Consider the following 25,653-nt stretch of genomic DNA (forward strand, 5'->3'; position numbering starts at 1 on the left):
AAGTATGCCATTATTTAGATATTCAATATTTTGCTGCCTATTTTTTATTATTACAGGTAAATTAAATGCCCAACAACTAACCTGGACGCAGGTTGAACCCGGTATATGGAAAGCTGTTGCGGGCAAGCCTGAAGCATTTGATTTGCTTAACGCTGCTGGTGCCATTCCGTATCATGCGGGTTTAGTACAAATGGGAAATACAGAATTTCCGTTGCCAAAAACAGAAATTAAAGTAACTATTATAGACGGTAAAACCTATCTGCGTTTTCCGTTAGATCGTACCGAACAACTTTATGGTTTTGGTTTGAATTTTCAAACTGTGCATCAGCGTGGTAAGGTTTTAACGCTGCATGTTGATAATTATGCCGGAAAGGACGATGGTCATACGCATTGCCCTACACCTTTTTATGTATCGTCAAAAGGGTATGGTGTTTTTATTAACTGTGCCCGGTATATTAAAGTTTATGCAGGTACAGCAGTGCGCATAGATAGCAGCACCCCGCCTGAAATAAAGGATAGAAATACGGATAAAGATTGGAATGCCCATCCTTATTCGGATGGTGTGGAAATGCTGATTCCGGCTGAAGGCGCCGAAATCTACGTTTTTGGTGGTCCGACAACTATGGATGCCGTGAGGCGGTACAACTTATTAAATGGCGGCGGATGCCTGCCGCCGCGTTGGGGGCTTGGCTTTACCCAACGTGTGCAGCGATTAACAGATGCTGCAGGTGTTGCCGCTGAAGCTGACTCATTTGCAGAAAAAGGATACCCTCTTGATTTTATAGGTTTAGAACCCGGTTGGCAAAGCAAATCGTATCCATGTACTTATGAGTGGGATAAAACCCGTTTCCCTGATCCGAAGGGATTGGTCCAGAATATGTTAAAAAAGGATATTCGTATTAATTTATGGATAAATCCTTATGTATCTCCCGAAGCACCTGTTTATCCTTTAATAAAACCCTATGCCGCATCGCACACGGTTTGGAACGGTGCGGTAGTTGATATCAGCATACCCGAAGCCAGGAAAGTATTCTTCGGTGAGCTGGAAAAAAACAAAGTGGATATTGGCGTAAGTGGTTACAAAATAGATGAAGTTGATGGCGGCGATACTTACTTATGGCCTGACGTTGCTATTTTCCCTTCGGGGCGTAGCGCTGAGCAAATGCGGCAAACCTATGGCCTTATGATGCAGCGTTATGTTACCGGGCTTTATCGCAAACGTAACCAGCGTACTTATGGGTTGGTGCGCGCATCTAATGGAGGAGGAGCATCCTTTCCATATGTTATTTACAATGATTATTATAACCATCAGGACTTTATAACGGCGCTAATTAACAGCGGCTTTGCAGGCGTACTGTGGACACCTGAAGTTAGAGCCTCCAAAACGGCAGAGGAATGGTTGCGAAGATTTCAGTCTAATGTGTTTTCGCCCATGGCCATGATTAATGCCTGGGCAAGCGGCACCAAGCCGTGGACCTTTCCCGAAGTTGCGGAACAGGTAAAACAGATGGCAAATCTGCGTATGCAAATGATGCCTTATTGGTACAGTGAATTTGCCAAATATCATTTTCAGGGTATCCCGCCATTTAGGGCTATGAATTTGGAACCCGGTTTCAGCGATGTTAAAATGCCTGAAAAAATAACAAAAAAGCAAGTGAACCTCGAGGAAAATCCTTATGAAGATTTATCGGGCAAGGAAATAAAAGACCAATATATGGCTGGCGAAAATATTCTGGTTGCGCCAATGTTCACCGGGCAAACATCGCGTAAGGTAATTTTACCTAAAGGCAGATGGTATGACTTTTACACCGGAAAACTGGCAGGCGACGGAGAGGTAATAACTGTTACACCTGGACTGGATAAAATACCGGTGTATGTAAAGGATGGAGGTATTATACCAATGATGCCAGCCATGCTGCATGCGCCTAAAGCAGGGCAGAAGGTTGATATTGAAGTGCGCTACTATGGCGAAAAGCCCGGAAATTACAAACTGTACGATGACGATGGCGAAACTTTTAATTATGAAAAAGGTGAATACAGCTTCAGAGATATTAAGGTTGAGAAAGCAAATGGTAAAATTATAGGAAGCATTAGCGATGCCATAGCCGCTAAACCCAACACCGTAGGCAAAGTAACTTTCAAAATGATGACTGATTAAAAGCGTTAAGCATCCGCAAATCCGGATCAATTAAATAATTATTATGAAAAGAAGAAACTTAGCTATATCGGGATGTTTGCTTGCCGCATTATTAAGCGTTAATGTAAGCTTTGCCCAGGATAAAGGTGATGAGGATAAAACAATGGCAAACCGGGTAAATACTCGCGACAAAAAAGCTATTGATGATGCAGTAAATGGTTGGTGGACAGCCAGCATGAAAACACATGATGCCCGTATAGCCTGGTGGCGTGATGCCCGATTTGGCATGTTTATACACTGGGGTATTTATTCGATGGCGGGCGGCGAATGGAAAGGTAAAAGGGTTGATGGTTATGCAGAACACCTAATGCGTAAAGAAAAAATACCACGTGCGAAATACCTGGAATTGGCCCACCGGTTTAATCCGCTGAAATTTGACGCGGATAAGTGGGTGAAAACCGCTAAACAAGCCGGTATGCGTTATTTGATTATCACGGCTAAACACCATGATGGTTTTGCCATGTATAACTCTAAGGTGTCTGATTATAATGTGGTTAAACAAACAGCCTGGAAACATGACCCCATGGCCGATCTTGCGGCTGCATGTAAAAAGTATGGATTAAAATTCGGGTTTTATTATTCGCATGCTTTTGATTGGGAGCATCCGGATGCGCCGGGCAATGACTGGGATTATAAAAACCCGGGTGGCGATTTGAACCTGTATGGCGGCCGCGATTGGTATGATATTCACCCTGAATTATTGCCCAAAGCAGTAAAGTATGTTAATGAAAAGGCGATACCGCAGATAAAGGAATTACTAACCATGTATCACCCTGATATTTTATGGTTTGATACACCACAAAAACTTCCGCTATCTGAAAATATCCGTATCCTGAAGGCCATTCGTGAAACAGACCCTAATGTTGTGGTAAACGGCAGGCTTGTCCGGGGTGATGATAACCTGAATATGGGGGATTACAAGAATACCGTCGACCGGCCTGCTGAATTTTTTCCTGTTGATGGCGATTGGGAGGCTATACCTACTACTAATGAATCTTATGGTTATTCTAAATTTGATAAGAGCCACAAACCCATAAGTTTTTTTATACAGCTGCTGGCTAAATCAGCTTCGCGAGGTGGTAACTTACTGATGAATATTGGCCCTATGGGTAATGGTGAATTTGCTCCAGAGGATATAAAGATTTTGAATGGGCTGGCTAAATGGATGAGCAAAAACTCCGAAAGTATTTATAAAACTACCAAAACGCCTTTGCCTTTTCAAAGCTGGGGCGTATCTACTCGTAAGGGCAGCCTTTTATATCTGCATGTATTCAATTGGCCATTAAACGGTAATCTTATAGTAGGCGGGTTGAAAAGCAATATACGGAAGGCATATTTATTAGCCGATCCATCAAAAAAAGCATTATCATTTAAACACATTGATCCGCTGGATGTGAGCATCAATGTTCCGGTACAAGCCCCTGATAGCGTGAATACGGTTGTCGTTCTGGAAACAAATGGCACTATGCAGACTGATTCCGTAAGGCTGCTGTCGACGAGTGCTGTTGCCAACCGACTGCTGGCATTTGATGCCGAATTGATAGGTAAAGGTTTTGGTTTTGGCGATGGCAAAACCGATAAATATTACGTGAATGGATGGAATAAAAAAGATCAGTTAATTAAATGGAATTTTAGATTGATACAGCCTGTTAATTATAAGGTTGTATTAAAGTACCTGGCTGATAACAGCGATGCAGGTAGTTATGAAATTAAAATAGGCAGTCTGGTTAAAAGCGGCGAGGTATTATCGTCCGAAAAAGATGAGGTTAAAACCGTAAATCTGGGCGAGGTAAACCTGCAACCGGGTATACATACGCTGCAAATAACCCCGATAGCGATAACAAAAAGTGGGTTAATGAAAATTCTGGAAGTTCAATTAATTCCTAATAACTAAAACATACGGAATCATATTAAAAAAGCAGCGGTACAAATATTTGTACCGCTGCTTTTTTTTAACCGAATGCCATTTGTAAAATATTATTGATGGTAATAAAACCTATTGCGTAGCAGGCCCTATAGTTATTTTTTTAGTTTGATAACCCACCTTTCCACTCAGGTCACTTCCTTCCATAATTATGGTATAAGTAGTTGGTTTATCTGCTGCATAGAAAGAAACGTTGGCTTGTCCGCTCTTATCGGTAACCACAGATGGCTGCCAGTGTATAGTTGAGCGAAGATCGTGAAAGTATGGTAGGCTATTTTTCACAAGATACCTGGGTCTGTAAAATTGCTTAGGCAATGTAACCGGCATAGGCTTATAAACGTATATGCCTGTAGCCGTTTTTGTAAAAGGCCCATTGCCTGATCGTGTAGTTATCTCTAAATAAGCGATGTCAGATCCTTTTGATCCGGCAGCGTTTACAGCCAACTGCTGATCGAGAGTAAGGTTTTGAGCCTGGTATGATGCGCTGTAAAGGCTGCTATATAATACCTCTACACCTAAAATATCTTCAGCTGTTAAATAATCAAGTGTTTGTTTCTCATACTCGTAATGTTCATTTGGCATCCCATCCGCAGTTGGCATGTAAAATCTGTCAAGGTCTACTCCATCAATAACAAATCTCACCTTTTTATCCTTTATAAAATATTGAATATTGGTTGATTTTGTTTTATAACCTATGCGGAAACCTGTAACTTTTTGCTGTAACAGATCAAGCAAACTTGCTTTACCAACCTTTTCAATATCATCTTCAGTAATTACCTGGTCCGAGTTACCTGCACCATTAAGATTTTGTGAACCCCTTATTATAGCTTTGTCTCTAACCTCCACCTCCTTTAATACATGACCGCCATATTTTCGGTTTTCAAGCTCATCACGGTAAGTATTATTTGTTTTTATATAATTAAGCATAGTTGCATCGGTATTTACATACCAGGGCGCAGGCATTATATTAAAAGGAATATTTGCATTTAGTTCGGGTACATCATCTATAGTGATGCCTCCGTTAATAGTTCGTCCTTTTGCATTAGTTGCCTGTAGTACATATTTTGTGCTATCTGATGCCGGTATCTTGTGGAAAGAAAACTCACCTTTATCATTAGTAACAGTATCCTTAACAAAGTGATACTTGCCGGTAGCTAACATCAATACTTTAGCATCGGCAATTGGTTTGTTTAACAGATTGCCAACCCTGCCTTTAACTGCATAGTCTGGCTCTGGCGAGAATTGTGCAACAGGGGCTCCGTTTATAATATCTTTCCAATTGTAACCAACCCATCCCTGTGTTAATAAAAGAGCATCTAATGCTTTCCATGATTGGGCATTATTTTCAAAGTAATATCCGGGGTCTTCAACAAAGCCCTTCATGTCAGATGAAAGCAGCATATCAGTAAGTATATTGCCTGTATTATTGGCGCCATCTTTTACCTGTGCATCATCAGTAACCGCTATGGAGAAGCTACCCACTGTAGGTTTGCCATCCTTGTCGTTAACACTGATATGCAGTGGTATACTATCCCGTGGTGAAAATGAGCTGGCCGGAAGTTTAATATCAATCTTTAAATTATCATCATGATTAATAAAAGCGAGCCTTTCATTAAATGGTTGATTTTTGGAATTAATGATAGTAAAGTGTGCTACACCTGTAGGGAATAAAGTTTTGGGTACATGTAAATTAAAAAACTGCTTATTGAGTTTAAATGATGCCCCATAACATACTACTCCACGCGATTGGCCAATAATGAAATAAGATTCATCGGGCGAAAGCATATCTGCTGTTGCTAATATGGATACATCTAACGTATCTGTATCAAAACCATTTTTTACTTTTAAAATCATGCCTGATTTTTTTAAATCGGGCATGCTAACGACTTTAGTACTGCCATCAGGTAAGGTTACTTTAGCGGTATAGGTTTCATCCTGTTGCGGTGCCATATTAAATACGCCCATTCCGGCATGCAAACTTTCAAACTGAGCTACTGTATTGTTTTCTTTATCAGTTATTATCCCTTTTATGTTTACACCTTTTCCGTCCTCTCCAATGGCTTTAAAGCCTACTTGTGTTGGCAATGAAGCTATAAACGAGCCACTTTCCGGCATAAATTGTATATCAACATCTTGTGCCCTTTCAACATTTAAAGGGATTTGAGCAACCTTTTTATTGTCTTTTTTATCGGAGGCAATTAGCATTAAATTTCTTAATAATGTATTTTCAGGAAGGGCAAAATCTATAATTGCTGATCCGTCGGCCCCGGTTACATCCGTGTTTTGAAGTAATGTTTTGTTGTTATTAACCAACTTTAACTGCAAATTTTGATTGCCTGAAGGCGTATTATCAAGCCCGGAAAACTTAAGGTCAACTTTAACACCATTGTTATTTAAACTGCTGTTGGCATTAATTATCCACGCGTTTGAAGATGAATTTGCAATATAAAAGCTTTGATAAAAAAGGGCGTCGATACCAAAGTTGCGCATCCAATTAGTATATGCCCTTATTGTGTAAGCACCTCCATGCAAATTTTCATCCAGCTTAATATTTCCCCAGCTTAAGCCAAATGATATTGGAAAAACAAGGTGCTTAACCACTTTATTACTATCGTTCACCAGGTCAACATATAACCTGCTACTTAATAATGAATAATTGAGGGCGGAATTGGTCAGGTATCCTTTAAACCAAATGGTATCACCAATAGCATAGTAGGGTTTATCAAACTGTAGATACAGTTTCTCGGTAGGGAGCTTAGTGTTATAATCATCTATTTTATCAACCACATTTTTAATAGAGTTAGTGGGTTGCTGCGCTTTTACCAGCAAGCCGGATAGTGTAAGCATTATGGTTAATAGTAAAATGATTTTTTTAGTGCAGGGGGATTTTTTAAGCATTTGAGTATGTGTTTATTGTAGGTTAGATTTATTGCTATAAAGCGTGAATTAATATTCAGATTAAATTAAATCAGCAAGAAATAGTTATTGGTAATAATATGGTTGCAGCTTGGTATAAAAACAATTATTTATTGGCTGCTTTTACAAATATAATGCACAAGTATTCACTCAAATAAGCATACTTGTTATGGAATATTGGCAATATTTAAGATGCTAAAATAGCTGAATGACTGGTATGTAGCTATTAACAAATCAGGTTTTAATAATTACGATATTGCGATAATCAATTTAATCCTAAAACAAAAATTTCAATAAAATATTCAAAGCCATGAAGAGAGCACTAGTTATTTTTATTGCCTTAGCCCTGTTTACAACGGGTGTATCCGCACAAAAAAAGTTAACCCGCGATGAGCGTATGAAATGGTGGCGCGAAGCACGCTTTGGCATGTTCATTCACTGGGGTGACTATGCGCAATGGGCGGGTAAGTATAAAGGGCATGAGATAGCGCATGGCGGCGAGTGGATCATGAACCGCGCAAAAATACCGGTAGTCGAATATCAGGCTGCAGCAAAAAACTTTAACCCTGTAAAATATGATCCGGATGCCTGGGTACGCATGGCTAAAGATGCAGGTATGAAATATATTGTGATCACGGCCAAGCACCATGATGGTTTTGCCATGTTTAAATCAAATGTCAGCAAGTGGAATATTGCCGATGCTACTGGTTATGGTAAAGATGTGTTAAAACCATTGGCCGCTGCATGTAAAAAGTATGGTATTAAACTAGGATTTTACTATTCACAGGCCCAGGATTGGAATAACCCTGGAGGAGCTGTTGCGCGTAAAGTGGCAACTGATGGCTGGGCGAACCCGGATTCGGCCAGAATAGATGCTTATACACTGGCAAATAGTGGGCATTGGGATCCTTATCAAACAACAGCAACCATGAGTGACTATATTGACCGGGTAGCAGTGCCGCAGGTTAAAGAACTGTTAACCAATTATGGTGATGTAGCTGTATTATGGTGGGATACGCCTACCGGGATGACTGATGAATTTGCGGAAAAGATAAACGCGGTATTGGCCTTACAGCCTAATATTATTACTAACGATCGTTTAAAACGGCCAAATTTTGCAGGCGACTATAAAACCCCCGAGCAAAAAATACCAAACCTAAGCGAATTGGATGGTAAGGATTGGGAAACTTGTATGACCATGAATGGAACCTGGGGATATAAAAGTTATGATAACAAATGGAAAACGCCTGAAACGCTGATCCATAATCTTGTTGATATTGCTTCAAAAGGTGGTAATTATTTATTGAATGTAGGGCCTGATGCAGAAGGACAGTTTCCGCAGGGCAGCATTGATGACCTGAAAGCCATTGGTGTATGGATGAAAGTTAACAGTGAAAGCATTTATGGTACAACAGCTAGTCCTTTAACTCCGGAGGCATGGGGCCGTTGTACTAAAAAGGTATTGGGCGATAAAACCATCCTCTATTTATCAGTATTTAATTGGCCTGCCGATGGTAAGTTGCTTATTCCGGGTTTAACTAATAAGGTTATATCTGCTAAACTATTGGCTGATGGTACAACTTTACAATCATCGCCTGGAAAAGATGGTTTGACGATCAGTGTTCCGGCAAATGGACCTGACCCTGTTGCATCTGTAATTAAAATTGAAGTAAAAGGTAATATGGATCATAATGCCAATGCTAATGGTAAAATGAAATCGGGAGAGCTTGATTAAACAGTTAGCACAACCATGAGAAAATTATTTTATGCATTGTGCCTGGTAGCAGCATGTAATTTAAATGCAGTTGCAAAAGAGGTAAGTGTTGTAAAAGATAGCCTGAAAAGCGAAGCTTATATTACCCGCTATGGCAACCTGGATAATGTGGCATACCAGATAAAAAACAAGAAAAACGCTAACATCGTTTTTTTTGGAGGATCAATAACCAATATGGTGGGCTGGCGCGATAAGGTATGTAAATATTTAAGCGATACTTATCCCGATACACATTTTAACTTTATTAACGCGGGCATTCCTTCGCTTGGTAGTTTGCCCCATGCTTTCCGGATGGAGAAAGATGTGTTGAGCAAGGGTAGGGTAGACTTGCTCTTTGTAGAATCGGCAGTTAATGACAGAGGAAATGGCACCAATGAGACCACCCAGCGGCGGGCGCTTGAAGGAATAGTAAGACATATGCTTAAAGTAAATCCTTATACCAATATTGTTATGATGGCTTTTGTTGATGAAGATAAAATGGCCGATTACAATGCCAATAAAATCCCTGCTGAAGTTCAGGTTCATCAGGATATAGCTGAGATGTATCATCTGCCCTTTATTAATCTGGCTAAAGAAGTAACTGATCGTATTAATGCCGGTGAGTTTAACTGGAAGGATGATTTTAAATCCCTCCATCCATCACCTTTTGGGCAGGATATTTATTTCAGAACAATAAAACAGCTATTATCTGTTGGTCTTGGTAAGGGCGGGAGGCAAAAGCCCGTTGCTACCCACCTGCTTAAACCTGCCGATGAGTTTAATTATGAGCATGGTGAGTATTTGGACATTAGTAAGGCAATTATTAAACAGGGGTTTGTGTTAGACACCGCCTGGCGGCCAACCGATGGTGTGCACACCAGGCCGGGATTTGTACACGTACCTATGCTGGTGGCTGATAAGCCATCTGCATCATTGGAGTTACCTTTTACAGGCAGAACCATTGGTATAGGTGTAATTGCCGGCCCCGATGCCGGAATAATTAATTACAGCATTGATGGTAAAGATTATCCGGCGATTGATTTATATACCCGCTGGAGTAAAACCCTGCATTTACCCTGGTATTTAATATTGGGTGATGGGTTATCGCCAAATAAGCATTTATTAAAAATACAGGTAAGCGATCAGCATAATGATCAGTCAAAGGGAACGGCCTGTAGAATAGTTTATTTTTTATTGAATAAATAAGATGAAAATATTGTCATTAACACTGCTGACAGTTATAATCAGTATGTCAGTGCGGGCACAGGTAGTATTAAAAGCTGATGGTAAAGACGATGCTTATGCACATATTTCACAGGTACTTGGCGGGCAGGCCTATGAGGTGCCTGATTGTATACACCCTGTTAAGCATATTACAGAAGAATTTGATAAAGAGTTGAATGAATACGTTTTTATATTCCATATTCACGTACACCCCGATAATGATCGTTGTAAAGGTTTTGACCGTCAGCGGGTTGAAATAAAAACCTACGGGCCGTCGCCTGCTAATTTGAAAGGTGAGCGTGGTAAAATAGTAATATATCAATGGAAATTCAGGTTAGATAGCAATTTTAAAGCACAGCCAACTTTTACACACATACACCAAATAAAGGCTGGCGATGGAGATGACGGGATGCCAATAATTACCTTAACACCCAGGTATGGTAACCCGGATAAGATAGAAGTTATTCACAACGGTTCTGCAAAAAATACCAGCCAGGGGGTATTAAAAAGTGTTAACCTTGTTGATTTTAAGGGCACGTGGGTGCAGGTTACTGAAAAGCTTAAATATGATACCCATGGCACTTATGATATAGAGATCAAAAGAATTAGTGATGGCAAAATTTTACTAGTATATAGTTCGGCTGATATTGATTTATGGCGCAATGGCACTAGTTTTTGTCGCCCTAAATGGGGAATATACCGAAGTTTGAAGAGTCCGGATTATATAAGAGATGAAAATGTAAAAATCGCTGATTTTTCAATAAATGAACTTAATTAAATAATAACACAACGTGTTTAGCGATTGTTTTTTTTATCATTATATACACTTTTAAGTGTGCACCATAATTTATAATTGACACACTTGGTACAGTTGATACACTTTTGACCCGAAAAATACCCAAAAAAGCCCTGAAAAGGCAGTTTTTACTTCTCTTTTGCATCGTTTTTCAGACAAAAAATGACTTATTTTAGCATAAAAAGACCTTGAAGGATACCTTTTTTTGTGTTTTTACCCTGTTTTTTGCACAAAAATTTAGCTTTTTTACTCTGTTTTACACTCGTTTGCAGCAATAGCTAATTGTACTGTTCTTTGTAAGGGTATTAGTTTAATTTCTAAATCGCTAAACACATTAACACTTTTTTTAACTAGTAGTACTTTATAATTATTGAATCGATTGGTCATCTGATAATCACTGGTTATTTAGATGATGATGATGACACCCGGAGCTTTCTTTATCACCAGATAAAATGCACTTAAGCAAATCTCAATACACTAAGTATCGTAACAACTTGTGGATATACAAAAAAATCGAGTAGATTAGTGTCGATCAATTAAATTCATAAACTATACAGGTTAAAAGTTGAAGACCCGCGTAATTGTATTTTCCTTTTTTTGTATTTTTTTTTTACAGATAAATGGTTTGTATGCCCAAAGTACGCTCATTTTTAAAAACATTAACGTTGATAACGGGCTACCCCAAAATAGTGTTTTATCTGTATTACAAGATAGAAAAGGTTATATATGGGCAGGGACATTTGATGGGCTAAGTAAATTTAACGGTCTTGATTTTAAGGTTTATAAAAATGAGACTAACAACAACAAAAGCATAAGCAATAACAAAATAAGTAAGCTGTTTGAGGATAAGAATGGTAACTTATGGGTCGGTACTTTTGATGGGTTAAACTTATTTGACCCCAATACGGAAAGTTTCACCCGGGTTACACTTGCAAACCCGTCTGAAGCTAATGGAGTACTGAGTATTGCCCAGGATAAGAAAGGTGTTTTATGGGTTGGCACCGATAAGGGGGTATTCAATGTTGTCCCATCTCCAAAATCAGTGAATTCATATTCCTTTTTTAATGTCGGAATTTGCGGGAAAAATAAAATCACAAGCCTATACATTGATAATGACCAGAATATATGGATAGGTACTAAGCAAGCCATTGAATTGTATAGCATTGCAAAAAAGCGATTTTTACCATTACCTGCAATATTGCAAACAAATAAGAAGCTTTTAAGTAGTGTAACACGAAGTGTCATCCAGGATTACTCGGGAAGCTTTTGGATAGCTACTGAAACAAATGGGTTATTTTATTATAATGTTAAAGATGGAACCTGTGTAAACTATACTCAGGAAAATGGCTTGTTAAGCAATACCATAAGAGCCCTGTTAGAAAAGGGGAACCATGAAATATGGGTTGGAACAAAAAAAGGTTTAAATATCATCAATACACAAACAAACAACATCAGTAAGTTTGTTAATGACCCTATTAATTCCAATTCTTTAAGTCAAAACTCCATTCGTTGTTTTTTAAAAGATAATGAAAACAATATATGGATAGGTACCTATAATGGGGGCCTAAATTCTGTTTATAGCCAATATGATAACTTTTATTATTTGGGCTTAAAAAAAGGCGGCACTACTGGCCTCTCTTATAATATTGTAAATGCTATTGCTAAAGATCATGCAGGTGATTTTTGGATGGGTACAGACGATGGCGGCCTCAATCATGTTGACAGCGCTTTACAACACAACCATATCTATTATAACGGTTCAAGCCGCGAATTGTTAGGCAACAGTATTAAGAGTATCGCGATGCATGCTGATCCTAATAAGCTTTGGATTGCAACAGGAAGCGGTTTAAATACCTTCGATAAAAGGAATGGATCTTTTACGGCAGTTGATGTTATAGATAAACCTACAATGTCGGGTTTTATTCAAAACTATGTTTTATTAAACGATGGATTGGGTTTATGGATAGGTACGAACTTTAACGGTTTGTATTACCTGAAAAAAAACGGCACAGTACGCCATTATCATACTTCGCAAAATAACATTATTGCCTTATTTAGAGATGGAAATGATTTATGGATAGGCACAAACGATTATGGTTTGGACCGCTTAAATATTTCTAAACAAGTAATTACTTCATACAAGGCTGCTGTAAATAATCCATATAGTTTAACCAGTAATTCCATCTTATCTATTTATAAAGATTTACAAAACAGGTTATGGGTAGGAACTGATGGTGGTGGGTTAAATTATTTTGACGAAAAGACAAACCTGTTTTATAGTATAACAGAAACAGACGGCATTAGTAATAATACTATACATGGTATTTTAGATGATAAACAAGGGCGCCTGTGGATAAGTACAAATAAAGGAATATCCTGCATAGGCTTTAATAAATTCAGGTTGCCTTTTAATAAGGATGACCTTACAATTGCTAATTATACTGTTGAAGATGGCTTGCAAAGTAATCAATTTACAACCGGGGCGGCAGTTAAAACCAATAACGGGAAATTGGTTTTTGCAGGTATTAACGGTATAACAGCATTCAATCCAATCAAAATAAAAATCAATAAGGTTAAGCCCGCTATTGTTTTTACTGATTTTTTGATATTTAATAAAATTTTGACCTTCGGAACTCCCGGTTCTCCGCTTAAAAAACCTATTGATGAAACGCATGAAATTACGTTAAACTATAATCAAACTTTTTTTAGTATAAAGTTTGCAGCGCTTAATTATATCAACCCTAAAAAAAATCAATTTGCCTATAAATTACAGGGATTCTCAGATAAGGAATGGCATTTTGTAGGCAACCAGCAAATAGCAACCTATACCAACCTTGATCCGGGGACGTATTTCTTTAAAATAAAAGCGGCAAACAACGATGGCATATGGAATGAAACCCCCAGGGTATTAAAAATAATTATACTCCCTCCCTGGTGGAAAACCTACTACGCTTATGCAGGGTATACTATTATTATAATATTTTTATTATACCTTTTTAACCTGTATTCCAAAAAAACAGAACGTTTAAAAAACGAACTGAAATACGAGTCGATAAGCCATATTAAAGACCAGGAACTGGCACAAAAGCAGCTAAGTTTTTTTGTGAATATTTCTCATGAAATTAAAACGCCATTAACAATGATCATGGCTCCTTTAGAAAGGATGCTTGAAATGAATATTAGCAATGGCAAAGTTCAGAATCAATTAATGTTGATGCAAAGAAACGGCGAAAGGCTAATAAAACTTATTAACCAGTTGCTTGATAAGAAGAAACTGGAATCGGGCCAGATGTATTTGCAGGCGTCAGAAGGTAATATTGTGAGTTTTGTACAAGAGATACTATTAGCATTTGATGGCTTGGCCAAGTTGAAAAATATCACACTGAAACTGAAGTCCAAATGCCCTGATGTGAGGGTTTGGTTTGACAATGATAAACTTGAAAAAGTACTTTATAATCTTTTATCAAACTCAATTAAGTTTACGCAAAATTGGGGGAGCATAACAATATACATAACAACTCCTGATGAAAATAATAAGATACTAATTACTGTTGAGGACAACGGTTGCGGAATACCACCTGAAAACATAGACAAGATATTTACGCAGTTTTATCATTATGATAATCAATTAAAAATTGAGGGGGCGGGCCTGGGCCTGGCTTTTTCAAAAGAACTGATGGATTTGCATCATGGCGAATTAAGTGTTGAAAGCCAGCCTGAAACATTGGATAAAAACGGACTTACACGTTTTTATATAAAACTACCTGTCGGGAACAGCCATCTTAAAGAAACTGAAATAGCAGATAATTCCAGAGATAGCGAATATATACTTAGCTATGATCAAACAGAAAAATCAAAAGTGAAATTTGATTTAAGAAAGGCTGAAATTTTAGAACGAGGAAAGATCAATGCTATTTCCATGTTGATTGTAGAAGACAACCAGGATGTGCTGGATTTTATTAAAACAGGATTTGAACAGGATTTTGAGGTTCATACCGCAATGAATGGATTAGATGGCTGGGAGTTAGCAAAAAAGATCAGCCCCGATATTATCATCAGCGATGTGATGATGCCCGGTATGAATGGCATAGAATTATGTAGCAAATTAAAATTAGATATTCTGACAAGTCATATACCGGTTATATTATTAACCGCACGAACTCAGCTTATATTTAAAATGGAAGGCCTGGAGACTGGGGCTGATGATTATATTACCAAACCGTTTAACTTTAGTATGCTTGAGGTGCGGGTTTGGAATTTAATTGAAACCAGGCAAAAACTTAGAGAACGGTATCAAAAGGAAATAAACCTTGATCCGCAAAATATTGAGATAAGCAACCTGGATGAAGTTTTTTTAAAAAAGGTTTTAAACTACATTGAACTTCATATTGCCGACTCTGAATTAAGCGTAGAACAGTTGAGCCAGGAACTTGCCATGAGTAAGAGTTTGTTTTATAAGAAAATTAAGTCGCTTACCAATTTGAGTGGGGTTGAGTTTATTAGAGTTGTTAGAATAAAACGAGCAGCCCAGATATTGGCCCAGGGCCAACTAACAGTTAACGAGGTTGCTTACATGGTAGGCTTTTTAGATGTGAATTATTTTAGAAAATGTTTTAAAGAACAATTTAATTATACCCCAAAAGAACACCCTATCTCAAGAATGACTGAAAGTTAATCAATTTTTAATTAAAATATTGATTGTAAAGCTATTACGTCTAAATAAACCAATTTTATCTCAATTTCAAGCCTTCTGTAAAACACATTTACCATGTACTTTTTATTTAAATAACATGGTTGTTGTGCTGTTTTCAAACATAACTTTGGTATTAAGCGCGTATCGCTATTGCAAAATAGTTGCTGCGTTGTAAAGCAATTTAATCTGTATTTATTCGGATAATTTACTTTACCTACAATATAAACCAATATGCTGCCAAAGCATTTTTTATAAACCAAACTAAATACTTATTGGGGAAACTATACAAAGTTGACTCTTTAATTTAATGTGTTATTTTTTGCAAGCAAAGGCTTCCCCTGGGTCAAACTATAATGGTACAACGCGAAAAATATATAAGGTGCTATAATTAGCTGATGGCGTAATATTTTAAGTATTTAACCAATAGTAACATAATTATGAAGCCACAATTACTCAAAGTTTCTACCGGGCCTGCACATTCTTTTAGTGTACGTCAGGACTTGGTTCCACAATTTAACAATGTATGGCATTATCATCCCGAAGTTGAATTGATTCATCTAAAAAAGGGTGAAGGAACGCAATTTATTGGCGATAGCATCAGGCAATTCAAGATGGGGGATGTTATGCTGATAGGCAGCCAGCTGCCACACTATATGCGGTTTGATGAAGCTTATTTTAGAGAGGAGTCCAATAAAAGCGCAGACGTTAGAGTGGCCCATTTTTGCGAGAATTTTTGGGGAGATCAATTTTTGCAGTTACCCGAAAATAGAATGTTAAAAACGGTACTTGAAAAAGCCAGGCGCGGAATAATTGTAAATGGTAAAACTAAAATTGTTGTTGCCGAGATAATGGAGAAAATGCTGAATAGCAACGGCTCAGAGAAAATTATTTTACTGATGGAAGCTTTGAATGCTATTGCTGCCTGTAACCAGGTAACCCTGCTTTCATCTATAGGTTTTAAGCATAACCCTGGATCGCCCGAAGATGACCGTATTAAAGCGATATATGAGTATTCAATGGCTAATTTCAGAAACAAGATATACCTGGAAGAAATTGCATCAATAGCCAATGTTAGCCCTAACTCATTTTGCCGTTATTTTAAATCGCACACTCAAAAAACTTATTCCCAGTTTTTGATTGAATTAAAGGTTGGTCACGCTTGTAAGTTACTTATTGAAAATAAGGTGATCATTAAACAATTGTGTTACGAGAGCGGCTTTAATAATTTTGCCAGCTTCCATAAATTCTTCAAGCAAATTACCGGCAAAAGTCCGCTTATATATCAAAAGGAATTTATGCAAAGCTAGCAATAGGTGAAGATTTAAGTACTAAACAATCTCCCGCGATAAATAATTATAACAAAGCCCGGTTAGTGAAATTACTACCGGGCTTTGTATTTAAAAGTAATGTTTTTTAGCTACAGATGCCTTGCCTTGAATTGCGCCATATAAAGAGATGAAGGTTCAATACCTTTGCGATTCTGGCCCTCCCAGTAACCCTCATTACGGTCTTTGAAATGACCAAGGTCTTGGCCGCCCTGCAAACCTATACAATAGTTTTGGCCGCTAACCCAGGGTTGTTGTACGGTAGCTTTAGATACCGTACAGTTCCACAATATCTGTGTTACACCGCTCCATCCATGGCCGCTGCCCATGTTACCCCTGTCTTGTACGTTAATTTCACCATCGCTAACAATATTGTCAAATAATGTTCCGCTTGCCCAGCGATGATGCGGGCCAATGTCTGCATGCGTTTTACTGGCGGTACAGTTATAAAAAACATTTGGCCCGCAAACTTTTGCACCGGTAACATAGTCATGTCGTCCGTCCTCGGCATGGCAGTTCATAAACAGATTAAGCTGCCCTGTATTATTAAATGAATATCGCCTCCCGCCGGTTATAATAGATTTGGCATCGGTGCATTTGCAATCTGTTACCGTAATGTTACGTGAGCCCTCGGCTGTACTTATACAAGCATAACCAAAATAGCGCGAGGCGACATTGCGTACCCAGCCGTTTTCTGTATTCCTGATCTCAACCGCAATCCATCCATGGTTTTCATCAACATCAGTGGCGTATTCTGATTCGAAATAAATATTCTCGATACCAACCTCATTAATGCGCCCGGCAAAGGTGTATTTGTAAATAGCCCCGCCTCCATATTTAGTTTCCATTTGCATTACAACCGGGTTATCTATATAAACCTTGTTGCCTTCAATTTTTGTAATTGTTCGTTCATAATACAGGTCGTATTCACCCGCTTTCCATTGTTTGGTCCCTTTACGCGCTACTATTTGATCCATTTTAAGGTCATGTATCCAGTTGTCGGTGCTGGGCCGGAACAAAATTATCCGGTCGCCAACTTTATACCCGCTTGTTGATTCAACATTGAAAGATTTTGCCCCCACTGGTACAAAGTCATCTGTAATTTTAACAGTTGAGCCCTTAACTTCTTTTATTGAACCCGTGCCGCTAACGTTAACCAAAGTACGCTGACCGGTGCCGGTTGCGATAATACGAGTACCATCCTTGGTTGAACCCTCACCTCTAAGTACAATACCGCTGGCGTTAATGCGTAAACTGTCTGGTACTTTGTAGGTTCCTTTTTTTAACAGGATAGCGCCACGGTAACCATTGGCATCCGGTGTACGTTTAGCTACCTCATTAATAGCATTCTGTATAACGGATTCAGCATCACCATCAGCGGGTGCTTCTACGGTTTTAACAACCGATATATTGGGAATAGCTTTATCACCCTCGTGATACCCTACTCTGCTAAAATCAGGCAATATATTGCCCTGGTCGTCCGGGTGGTAGGTGAGGGAGTCATTAGCATTCAGTGTTACTAATTTAGATTGCCATTCGTCTTTATAGCTATTAAAAGCCAGTGCTGTTAGTGCAGCTATTGAAAGCAATGCAGCACGTTTCAAAAAAATAATTTTCATGGTTTATTTGGTTATCGTGTGTTTAGTTTACAGGCTCCAGCCAAATGGTTTTTAGTTTAAATAATTCGTTACCATTATGTAACGGATGTATGTTTAACCGGTATAGCCCGGCTTTTAAAATGGTAGTTATGGCGATGGTTTGTTTAATAAAAAGCAATGGTTTATGGCTTTCGTAATCAGATGTTGCCAGTGTTGCAAACTGATAGTTTTTCCCGTTCAAATTCATAACGCCTTCTTGCCCGGCCAGAGCAGGGGGACATGCATATTCTAAAGTCACCTTGTAATCACCCGGGGTAGTGATATTGGCAAGGAATATGGCCCCGTCTTCCGGTGTGGCCATTTCTACAAGGCAGAGAGTATGTTTCCAATCTCCAAAATAGTGACTGTAAGTAATGCTTTTGATCTGTGCTTTTCCTGATGGATGTGCATTTATGGCATCAAGCGCATTGTTGGTATATTGGTTTGATACAGTTACCGGTGCATCCACATTTAGCGATATTGGTTTGCTTTTTAAATCAACAGCTATTACCGTATTATATGGATCAATCAAATAAGGTAATTTAATGCTGATGCCCCCGTTGGCCTTAACAAAAGCAAGGGGCTGTTTATTAGCCAGCAGATAGGCTTTCTTTATTTGATATAAACCGGGTATAAATATGAGGCCATCTTTAGGCCGCTCAAAAACATGAAGATAAAGCTTATCCGGTTTAGAGGTTGTAAGCCCCCAGGGCTGCGGATTAATAAAACCTGCTGTTGTACCATAAATAGCTTCTCCGTTTACTTTAAGCCATTTACCTACCAGGCGCAGGTATTTAACAGAGTATTCAGGCATTTGACCGGTACTATCTGGGCCAACATTTAATATCAGGTTACCACCTTTAGAAGACACAGTAGTTAACAGACGAACAATCTCTTTCGGTGTCTTGAAGTTATAATCGAACTTGCTGTAGCCCCATGAATCATTATGTGTAAATAATGCCTCCCATGCGCCGTCACCGGGTGCCGTTGCCGGTATTTCACCGTCACCATAATCCTTGAAATCGCCGAGCCCGTTACCAACGCGGCTGCTGATGAGGCAACCCGGTTGAATCTTTCTAACATCATCAATCAGTTTTTGGGTTTCTTCCTTACTTAACCCTCCGGGCATATCAAACCATATTAAACCCAGCGAGCCATAATTGTTCAGCAATTCTTTAATCTGCGGAATAGACTTAGTACGGTAATAAGCCTGGTAATCCTTTTTAGCTTCATTAAAATCCCATCTGTTGCCGCCGCCGTTCGGTTCATGCCAATCTAAATATTGAGAATAATAAAACCCAAAATGTAAACCGGCATCGCGTACAGCCTGTGCCAGGGATTTCATAGGGTCCTGATGATAAGGTGTAGCTTTAACGATATTAAAATCAGATACCTTAGAATCAAACATGGCAAATCCTTCATGATGTTTGGCTGTTATAACCATGTATTTCATACCGGCATCTTTAGCTAGTTGTGCCCATTCTTTTGCATTAAATTTAGTTGGATTGAATTTTTTAGCGAGTTCAGCGTAATTAACGGCGGGTATTTTACCGCGGTTCATCATCCACTCAGATATGCCATAGTAATCTTTCCCCTGCCACACTCCGCCAGCCTGCGCAAACAAACCCCAATGAATAAACATTCCAAATTTGGCATCTTTAAACCATTGCTGGCTAGGGTTTGGCGTAGCTGATACTTCCTTATCCCATCGTTCTGTTTCCTGTGCATTGGTTTTGATGAAAATAAACTGAGTTAATAGCAGGATGATGAGCAATTGTTTCATTTAAATACTTTGAGTTTGAATTTTAAAATGAGGAATAATATCCCTTTAATCATTCCATTTTATTGGCTTGTTGTTCAATGTAAATAACCATATCAATAATATTACTCAAGCGCATTTACTACATAGTACTGTATGCCAACATGCCTGCATAGAATGGTAACAGCAGATAATAATTAAAAGCAGGTTATGCTAATTTTGATCTGTTAACTATAAGCTCTTTATGAAAAGATTTAGCCGTGCCGTACTGCTGCAAATAATTCTCATTATTTCAATTAATTATATCGCTAATGCCCAAACATTAAGAGATGCTATACAACCCGCAATTAAAAATGCAGGTTTTAAAATGGATGGGTATATACTTTGGTGTTCATCAGTTATTAAGGTGGGTAATACGTATCATATGTTTGCATCTCGATGGCCGGAAAAATATGGTTTAGCCGGTTGGACAACCTATTCAGAAGTGGTACGTGCAACGGCCGATAATTTATATGGCCCCTACACCTTTCAGGAAGTTGTTTTGCAAAAACGAGAAGGTAAATGGGATAAGGAGCGCGCGCACAACCCCAAAGTAGTTAAGGCCGGAGATATTTATGTGCTATATTACATTTCATCCTCCAATAAAACTGGTTATGCATGGGCACGGTCAATAACAGGCCCTTGGAATAGGATTGATTCTGAAGCAATGCCTTTTTCAAATCCGGCAGTTTTGGTGAAAAAGGACGGTAGTATTTATGTTTTTGGCCGTAAAGCTGTAAATAATATTCGCATTGCACAGGTATATACGGCTCCGGCATTTAATGCGAAGTATACTTTACAGGGCGATGGTTCCAATTTATTGCCCGATAATAACGAGTTGGAAGATCCTACTATATGGTGGGCATCAAATCAATATAATGTATTACTAAGTGATTTTAATGGTAAGTTAACCGGGGTGGCAAAAAGTGGAGCGCAATATTATTCAAAGGATGGGGTCACTTATAAAGCAGTTTCTAAGGAACCGATATATACCAAAACAGTAACTTATGACGATGGTACCTCTCAAACTTTTAAAAGGCGCGAGCGCCCGTTTGTTTATCCTAATGAAAAAGGTGAGATAACTGCCTTGTTTACTGCATGCCTAACCGCAGAAGGACAATCGTGGATAGTAGTTAATCCGGTTAAAAACTATGTGCCACCATCGAATTAAGCATACGCATTTTCTGCTTATTGAATTATTATGAAGTACTTTAAAATACTAATAACCCTATTTGTAATACAGTGTTATGTAATGCATTTATATGCCCAAACAAAACCTTATCTGTTAGATATGGTACATAATAACCCTGGCGAACCTTTAACGCAATCAGATTATAATGATCCGGCGTATTTAAAAGCGCAGGGGTATACCGGGCAGGTAATTAACGATTTTACCTTTGCCCATGCAGCTATAACCTTTGATAGTTTGAACCCCAATATATTCCCGATAGGTTCAAAAGAAAGGGCATGGGTAATGCAGGCTGCGGAAAAAGTGAGGGCAAATATTAAAAGGGCACATGCAGCAGGCGAGAAGGCTTACTACTTTACCGACATTATTGTATTGCCAAAAAAGCTGGTTGAGATTTATCATGATGAAATATGTGATGAAAAGGGCAGGATATCATTTGAGCGGCCTAAAACCATAGAAATTCATCGAATAATGTTTAAGGAATTGTTTGATACTTTCCCTGATCTTGATGGGTTGGTGATACGTACCGGCGAAACTTATTTAAATAATGTGCCTTATCATACAGGTAATAACCCTATAACCAATGGAATTGAAAGCCATGTTAAACTCATAAACCTTTTGCGCGAAGAAGTATGTGTGAAAAGGAATAAAATGGTTTTTTACAGAACCTGGCTTTCTGCCGGGATGGATCAAAAGCCGGATGTTTATTTGGCGGTCACCAACCAGATAGAGCCGCATCCTAACCTTATTTTTTCAATTAAACATACGCGCGGTGATTACCAACGGACAATGGATTTTAACCCTACACTGGGTATAGGTAAGCAACCGCAAATTGTTGAGGTGGAATGTCAGCGTGAGTATGAAGGGAAGGGTGCTTATCCTGATTATATAATGGATGGTGTGATTAATGGTTTTGAGGAGTTTAATACCAATACCCCACAAATAGGCTATAAGGGATTGAAAGATATTGTTAACACTCCCCAGTTTCGGGGTATCTGGTCATGGTCGAGAGGTGGGGGATGGGTAGGTCCGTATATTACTAATGAGTTTTGGTGTAAATTGAATGCATATGTAATTAGCCATTGGGGTACTGATACACGGCAAACGGAAGAACAGGTATTTAATCGTTTTATGGATGAAAACGGCATAAGAGGCCAAAGTCGTAAAGCTTTTAGGGAGCTATGCCTGCTGTCAGCAAAAGCAGTTTTGCGGGGGCATGATTCTGCTACATTGCCTTTTCAAAGCGGTTGGACATTTTGGATGCGCGATGAATTTTTAAGCGGAACCGACGGTCGTTTGGCTATAATATTCAAAACTTATTATGATAAAGGATTACTGCAAAAATCGGTAGATGAGAAGCGCGAAGCCGTTGACATGTGGCAAAAGATAGTTGATTTAAGCAGTCGGGTACATCTTACTAATAAAGCTGATGAGGATTATATCAATGTATCCTGCAAATATGGTTTAATATTACACCAGATTATTGCCGAAGGTTGGAATATTATGGTTTTAGGGTATACCGGAGACCAGACAGGTAATTACGACAAAAAAAATATAGCAGCATCAATTAAAGCTTATGATGTTTACTGGAAAGCGTTCGATCAGTTAAAAGAAGATAATCCATCATGTGCCACCCTATATAAACCTTATATGTGGACAAACAATCCACCAGAATATCATGGTGAAAAGGGTATGGGCGCATCGGTAGATAAATACAGAAATTTGGCATACTAAAGCCACCGAATAAGGTTTAAGACACAATTCAGGCAAGAGTGCATGCCGGGATTTTCAGTGCTGGTATTTCCGGCATTGCTAAATATGTGCAATGCCGGAAATATATTACAGCAATTTTATTTATAGTGAAACACCTCTTTTCCAGGGTATAAAATCATCCTGGCCTAATTGGGTTGCCTTGGTTTCTAATTCACCGCTTGCCACTTTTATAATAAAATTCAGGATTCGTTCACCTGCTTGTTGAATTGTTTCTTTGCCTTCAATAATAGTCCCGCAATTAATATCTATAATGTCGGGCATACGTTCATATAACGCTGTGTTTGAAGAAAGCTTAATAACTGGAGTTATAGGGTTACCAGTAGGCGTACCTAAACCGGTTGAAAATAAAACAATATTAGCGCCTGATCCTACTTCGGCCGTAGTGCTTTCTACATCACTGCCTGGTGTACATAATAAGTTTAATCCTTTAGCTGTTACTTTCTCAGGATAATCAAGAACTGCGGTTATTGGGGATGTTCCTCCTTTCTTTGCGGCCCCGGCAGATTTAATTGCATCGGTAATGAGGCCATCTTTGATATTACCCGGTGATGGATTGGCATAAAAGCCAGAACCATCGCTCTCCGCCTTTTTATTATAAGTTATCATCAGGTCCATAAAACGATTTGCAGTTTGGTCATCAGCACAACGATTACTTAGTTCCTGTTCAACACCACAAAGCTCAGGAAACTCCGACAAGATCACCGAGCCATCTAAAGCAACCAACATATCAGAAACATACCCCAAAGCGGGATTAGCTGAAATGCCTGAAAACCCATCAGAACCGCCGCATTCTAACCCAATACAAAGTTTTGACAATGGCGCAGGTTGTCGGCTAATGTTGTTGGCCTCAATTAAGCCTGCAAAAGTTTGTTTTAGTGCTTGTTGTAATAAATTATATTCTGTGCCCAGTTTTTGCTGTTCCAGTATTACAAGGGGCTTGTTGAAGGCTGGGTCACGTTTGGTGATTTCAGCTTGTAAAATACTCGCCTGAGCGTGCTGGCATCCCAAGCTAAGCACTGTAGCTCCTGCCACATTTGGATGAGTAATATACCCGGCTAATAACCCACATAAAGCCTCAGAATCCAGGCGCGTACCTCCACAACCCAGGGTATGATTCAAGAATTTGATCCCGTCGATGTTTTTAAATAAGCGATTGCCCGCAGGATTTTCTTCTGAATCCAGCAAGTCTGCATTTAAAATTGCCTCGGCTGTTTGCCCTGTGTTATAAAGATTGATGAGTTGATCAACTTCATTTTCATAGCTGGCGGCTTTTTTATATCCCAGTTTTGTAGTTAATGCTTCCTTAAGTACATCGATATTGCGGTTTTCACAGAATACCAGTGGGATAACTAACCAATAATTTGCTGTACCTACTGAACCATCGGCCCTATGGAAACCATTGAAAGTTTTTCCGATAAAATCGTTAACAACGGGTTTGTTCCACTCCAATTCGCGTTTGCCCAGTGCAAAGTCATTTGTAGCGTGTTCTAAGTTATTTACAGATAACAAACCTCCCTGCGGGATAAACCGGGTTGCCTTACCAACTAATATACCATACATATAAACTTCAGCACCGGGTTGCAATGGTTCTAATGCAAATTTGTGCTTTGCTTGTATATCTTCAGAAATTGTAAAGTTTAAGTCCTTTAAATTTATTTCTGTACCTGTTTTCAACTGTTGCAAAGCCACAGCTACATTATCATCAGGATGGATTTTTAAAAAAATGTCTGTATTTTCCTTAATCATTACTTTTTGCAGTTTTAATATTTTCCATTAAGACCCATTTGTTGCCTTATTCGGGCCATATATTTTTATGATATTTAGTGTATTCGGTGATAAGTTTAGGATCATCCTTCAGATCAAGGGTTAAACAGAGATTTTATGTTGTTTATTAATGTCTTAATTCAGGTTTGTAGATGGATAAGTAACCGAATTATTGATTTACAAATAAAGTATTTGTTTAAGGCTTAAAGTTTTATGCTATTGTCAAACTATTAAGTGATTTTGCAGAAACTCAATCCGTTCTTAATGGTTATTTGGCTGGATTTTCCAATAGACACGTTTTATTGTATTTTCTTTTTTGTTGCGTTACTTAACTTGATATTAGGTATGTTATCACAATCATAAATATTGAAATTGCTCACATTGTTTAATACAGCGTCTATCGCTTTATTAATGCTTTGGGAACCTATTGTTTTACCATCTGTTGTCGTTATGATGTTATGCATGTATGTAGCCTTTAAAGCTGGCCCAACTATAACAATTATTAAGGATCTAAAATTGATTGTATTCATCAAATTTGACTCATTAACAAAAAAATATCATCAAAATGCAGATTTTACGCAAATAAATCTACCTTTGGCCTTATCCTATTCTATTCCATTATTGGCAGAGTCAATGTTCAATGAAAATGTCAAATCATAATAAA

14 protein-coding genes and 1 pseudogene are annotated in these 25,653 nt (G+C 38.5%); 10 read left to right on the forward strand and 5 right to left on the reverse strand.

Annotated elements, in window-relative coordinates; all coding sequences use genetic code 11:
- Positions 1 to 4 precede the first annotated feature (4 nt).
- Together GSQ74_RS14870 and GSQ74_RS14875 are read left to right on the forward strand one after the other, a co-directional pair.
- Positions 5 to 2,158: a TIM-barrel domain-containing protein gene (locus tag GSQ74_RS14870; protein ID WP_158994614.1), complete on the forward strand. Its 2,154-nt coding sequence runs from the start codon at positions 5 to 7 to the stop codon at positions 2,156 to 2,158.
- 43 nt (positions 2,159 to 2,201) lie between these two features.
- Positions 2,202 to 4,091, forward strand: a complete 1,890-nt coding sequence (locus tag GSQ74_RS14875) for an alpha-L-fucosidase (RefSeq protein ID WP_158994616.1) — start codon at positions 2,202 to 2,204, stop codon at positions 4,089 to 4,091.
- Positions 4,092 to 4,193: 102 nt separating this feature from the next.
- Here GSQ74_RS14875 and GSQ74_RS14880 read toward each other — a convergent pair whose 3' ends face one another.
- Positions 4,194 to 6,968 carry a TonB-dependent receptor plug domain-containing protein gene (locus GSQ74_RS14880; RefSeq protein ID WP_158994618.1) on the reverse strand — a complete coding sequence of 925 codons (2,775 nt, stop codon included), beginning with the start codon at positions 6,966 to 6,968 and terminating at the stop codon, positions 4,194 to 4,196.
- 379 nt (positions 6,969 to 7,347) lie between these two features.
- Between GSQ74_RS14880 and GSQ74_RS14885 the strand changes: the two genes are divergently transcribed.
- The 5 genes from GSQ74_RS14885 to GSQ74_RS14905 all read left to right on the forward strand — a co-directional run bounded on the left by GSQ74_RS14885 (position 7,348) and on the right by GSQ74_RS14905 (position 16,810).
- A complete protein-coding gene (locus tag GSQ74_RS14885; RefSeq protein ID WP_158994620.1) occupies positions 7,348 to 8,772 on the forward strand; it encodes an alpha-L-fucosidase in 1,425 nt (474 codons plus the stop codon).
- Between the two features lie 15 nt (positions 8,773 to 8,787).
- A complete protein-coding gene (locus tag GSQ74_RS14890; protein ID WP_158994622.1) occupies positions 8,788 to 9,996 on the forward strand; it encodes an SGNH/GDSL hydrolase family protein in 1,209 nt (402 codons plus the stop codon).
- A 43-nt stretch (positions 9,997 to 10,039) separates the two neighbouring features.
- The gene (locus GSQ74_RS14895) at positions 10,040 to 10,792 is read left to right on the forward strand and encodes a heparin lyase I family protein (protein WP_216846753.1); all 753 of its coding nucleotides are present in this window, start codon (positions 10,040 to 10,042) and stop codon (positions 10,790 to 10,792) included.
- Positions 10,793 to 11,375: 583 nt separating this feature from the next.
- On the forward strand, positions 11,376 to 15,485 hold the full coding sequence (locus GSQ74_RS14900; RefSeq protein ID WP_158994626.1) for a two-component regulator propeller domain-containing protein: 4,110 nt from the start codon (positions 11,376 to 11,378) through the stop codon (positions 15,483 to 15,485).
- Positions 15,486 to 15,940: 455 nt separating this feature from the next.
- On the forward strand, positions 15,941 to 16,810 hold the full coding sequence (locus GSQ74_RS14905; protein ID WP_158994628.1) for an AraC family transcriptional regulator: 870 nt from the start codon (positions 15,941 to 15,943) through the stop codon (positions 16,808 to 16,810).
- 110 nt (positions 16,811 to 16,920) lie between these two features.
- On the opposite strand, the gene GSQ74_RS14910 is transcribed toward GSQ74_RS14905, so the two are convergent.
- Complete coding sequence (locus GSQ74_RS14910; RefSeq protein WP_158994630.1) at positions 16,921 to 18,447, reverse strand: hypothetical protein; 1,527 nt, start codon at positions 18,445 to 18,447, stop codon at positions 16,921 to 16,923.
- Between the two features lie 22 nt (positions 18,448 to 18,469).
- Positions 18,470 to 20,248, reverse strand: a complete 1,779-nt coding sequence (locus GSQ74_RS14915; protein WP_158994632.1) for an alpha-L-fucosidase — start codon at positions 20,246 to 20,248, stop codon at positions 18,470 to 18,472.
- 220 nt (positions 20,249 to 20,468) lie between these two features.
- On the opposite strand from GSQ74_RS14915, the gene GSQ74_RS14920 reads away from it, so the two are divergent.
- Positions 20,469 to 21,434 carry a glycoside hydrolase family protein gene (locus tag GSQ74_RS14920; protein WP_158994634.1) on the forward strand — a complete coding sequence of 322 codons (966 nt, stop codon included), beginning with the start codon at positions 20,469 to 20,471 and terminating at the stop codon, positions 21,432 to 21,434.
- 30 nt (positions 21,435 to 21,464) lie between these two features.
- Positions 21,465 to 23,186, forward strand: coding sequence for a hypothetical protein (locus GSQ74_RS14925; protein WP_216846754.1), 1,722 nt, complete (start codon positions 21,465 to 21,467; stop codon positions 23,184 to 23,186).
- A 120-nt stretch (positions 23,187 to 23,306) separates the two neighbouring features.
- Here GSQ74_RS14925 and GSQ74_RS14930 read toward each other — a convergent pair whose 3' ends face one another.
- Positions 23,307 to 24,971, reverse strand: a complete 1,665-nt coding sequence (locus GSQ74_RS14930; RefSeq protein WP_158994636.1) for a UxaA family hydrolase — start codon at positions 24,969 to 24,971, stop codon at positions 23,307 to 23,309.
- Positions 24,972 to 25,017: 46 nt separating this feature from the next.
- A pseudogene (locus GSQ74_RS23000) lies at positions 25,018 to 25,092 on the reverse strand (L-fucose mutarotase); the annotation flags it as partial.
- A 263-nt stretch (positions 25,093 to 25,355) separates the two neighbouring features.
- Between GSQ74_RS23000 and GSQ74_RS22690 the strand changes: the two are divergent.
- Positions 25,356 to 25,649, forward strand: coding sequence for a hypothetical protein (locus GSQ74_RS22690; RefSeq protein WP_216846755.1), 294 nt, complete (start codon positions 25,356 to 25,358; stop codon positions 25,647 to 25,649).
- Positions 25,650 to 25,653: the final 4 nt, after the last annotated feature.

This window comes from Mucilaginibacter sp. L196 (genome assembly GCF_009765905.1).
Taxonomy (GTDB): domain Bacteria; phylum Bacteroidota; class Bacteroidia; order Sphingobacteriales; family Sphingobacteriaceae; genus Mucilaginibacter.

Coding starts and splice junctions, on each gene's coding strand:
- GSQ74_RS14930 (WP_158994636.1), bottom strand. CDS start 24,971: ATGATTAAGGAAAATACAGACATTTTTTTAAAAATCCATCCTGATGAT.
- GSQ74_RS14905 (WP_158994628.1), top strand. CDS start 15,941: ATGAAGCCACAATTACTCAAAGTTTCTACCGGGCCTGCACATTCTTTT.
- GSQ74_RS14895 (WP_216846753.1), top strand. CDS start 10,040: ATGTCAGTGCGGGCACAGGTAGTATTAAAAGCTGATGGTAAAGACGAT.
- GSQ74_RS14885 (WP_158994620.1), top strand. CDS start 7,348: ATGAAGAGAGCACTAGTTATTTTTATTGCCTTAGCCCTGTTTACAACG.
- GSQ74_RS14875 (WP_158994616.1), top strand. CDS start 2,202: ATGAAAAGAAGAAACTTAGCTATATCGGGATGTTTGCTTGCCGCATTA.
- GSQ74_RS14870 (WP_158994614.1), top strand. CDS start 5: ATGCCATTATTTAGATATTCAATATTTTGCTGCCTATTTTTTATTATT.
- GSQ74_RS14920 (WP_158994634.1), top strand. CDS start 20,469: ATGAAAAGATTTAGCCGTGCCGTACTGCTGCAAATAATTCTCATTATT.
- GSQ74_RS14910 (WP_158994630.1), bottom strand. CDS start 18,447: ATGAAAATTATTTTTTTGAAACGTGCTGCATTGCTTTCAATAGCTGCA.
- GSQ74_RS14915 (WP_158994632.1), bottom strand. CDS start 20,248: ATGAAACAATTGCTCATCATCCTGCTATTAACTCAGTTTATTTTCATC.
- GSQ74_RS14890 (WP_158994622.1), top strand. CDS start 8,788: ATGAGAAAATTATTTTATGCATTGTGCCTGGTAGCAGCATGTAATTTA.
- GSQ74_RS14925 (WP_216846754.1), top strand. CDS start 21,465: ATGAAGTACTTTAAAATACTAATAACCCTATTTGTAATACAGTGTTAT.
- GSQ74_RS14880 (WP_158994618.1), bottom strand. CDS start 6,968: ATGCTTACACTATCCGGCTTGCTGGTAAAAGCGCAGCAACCCACTAAC.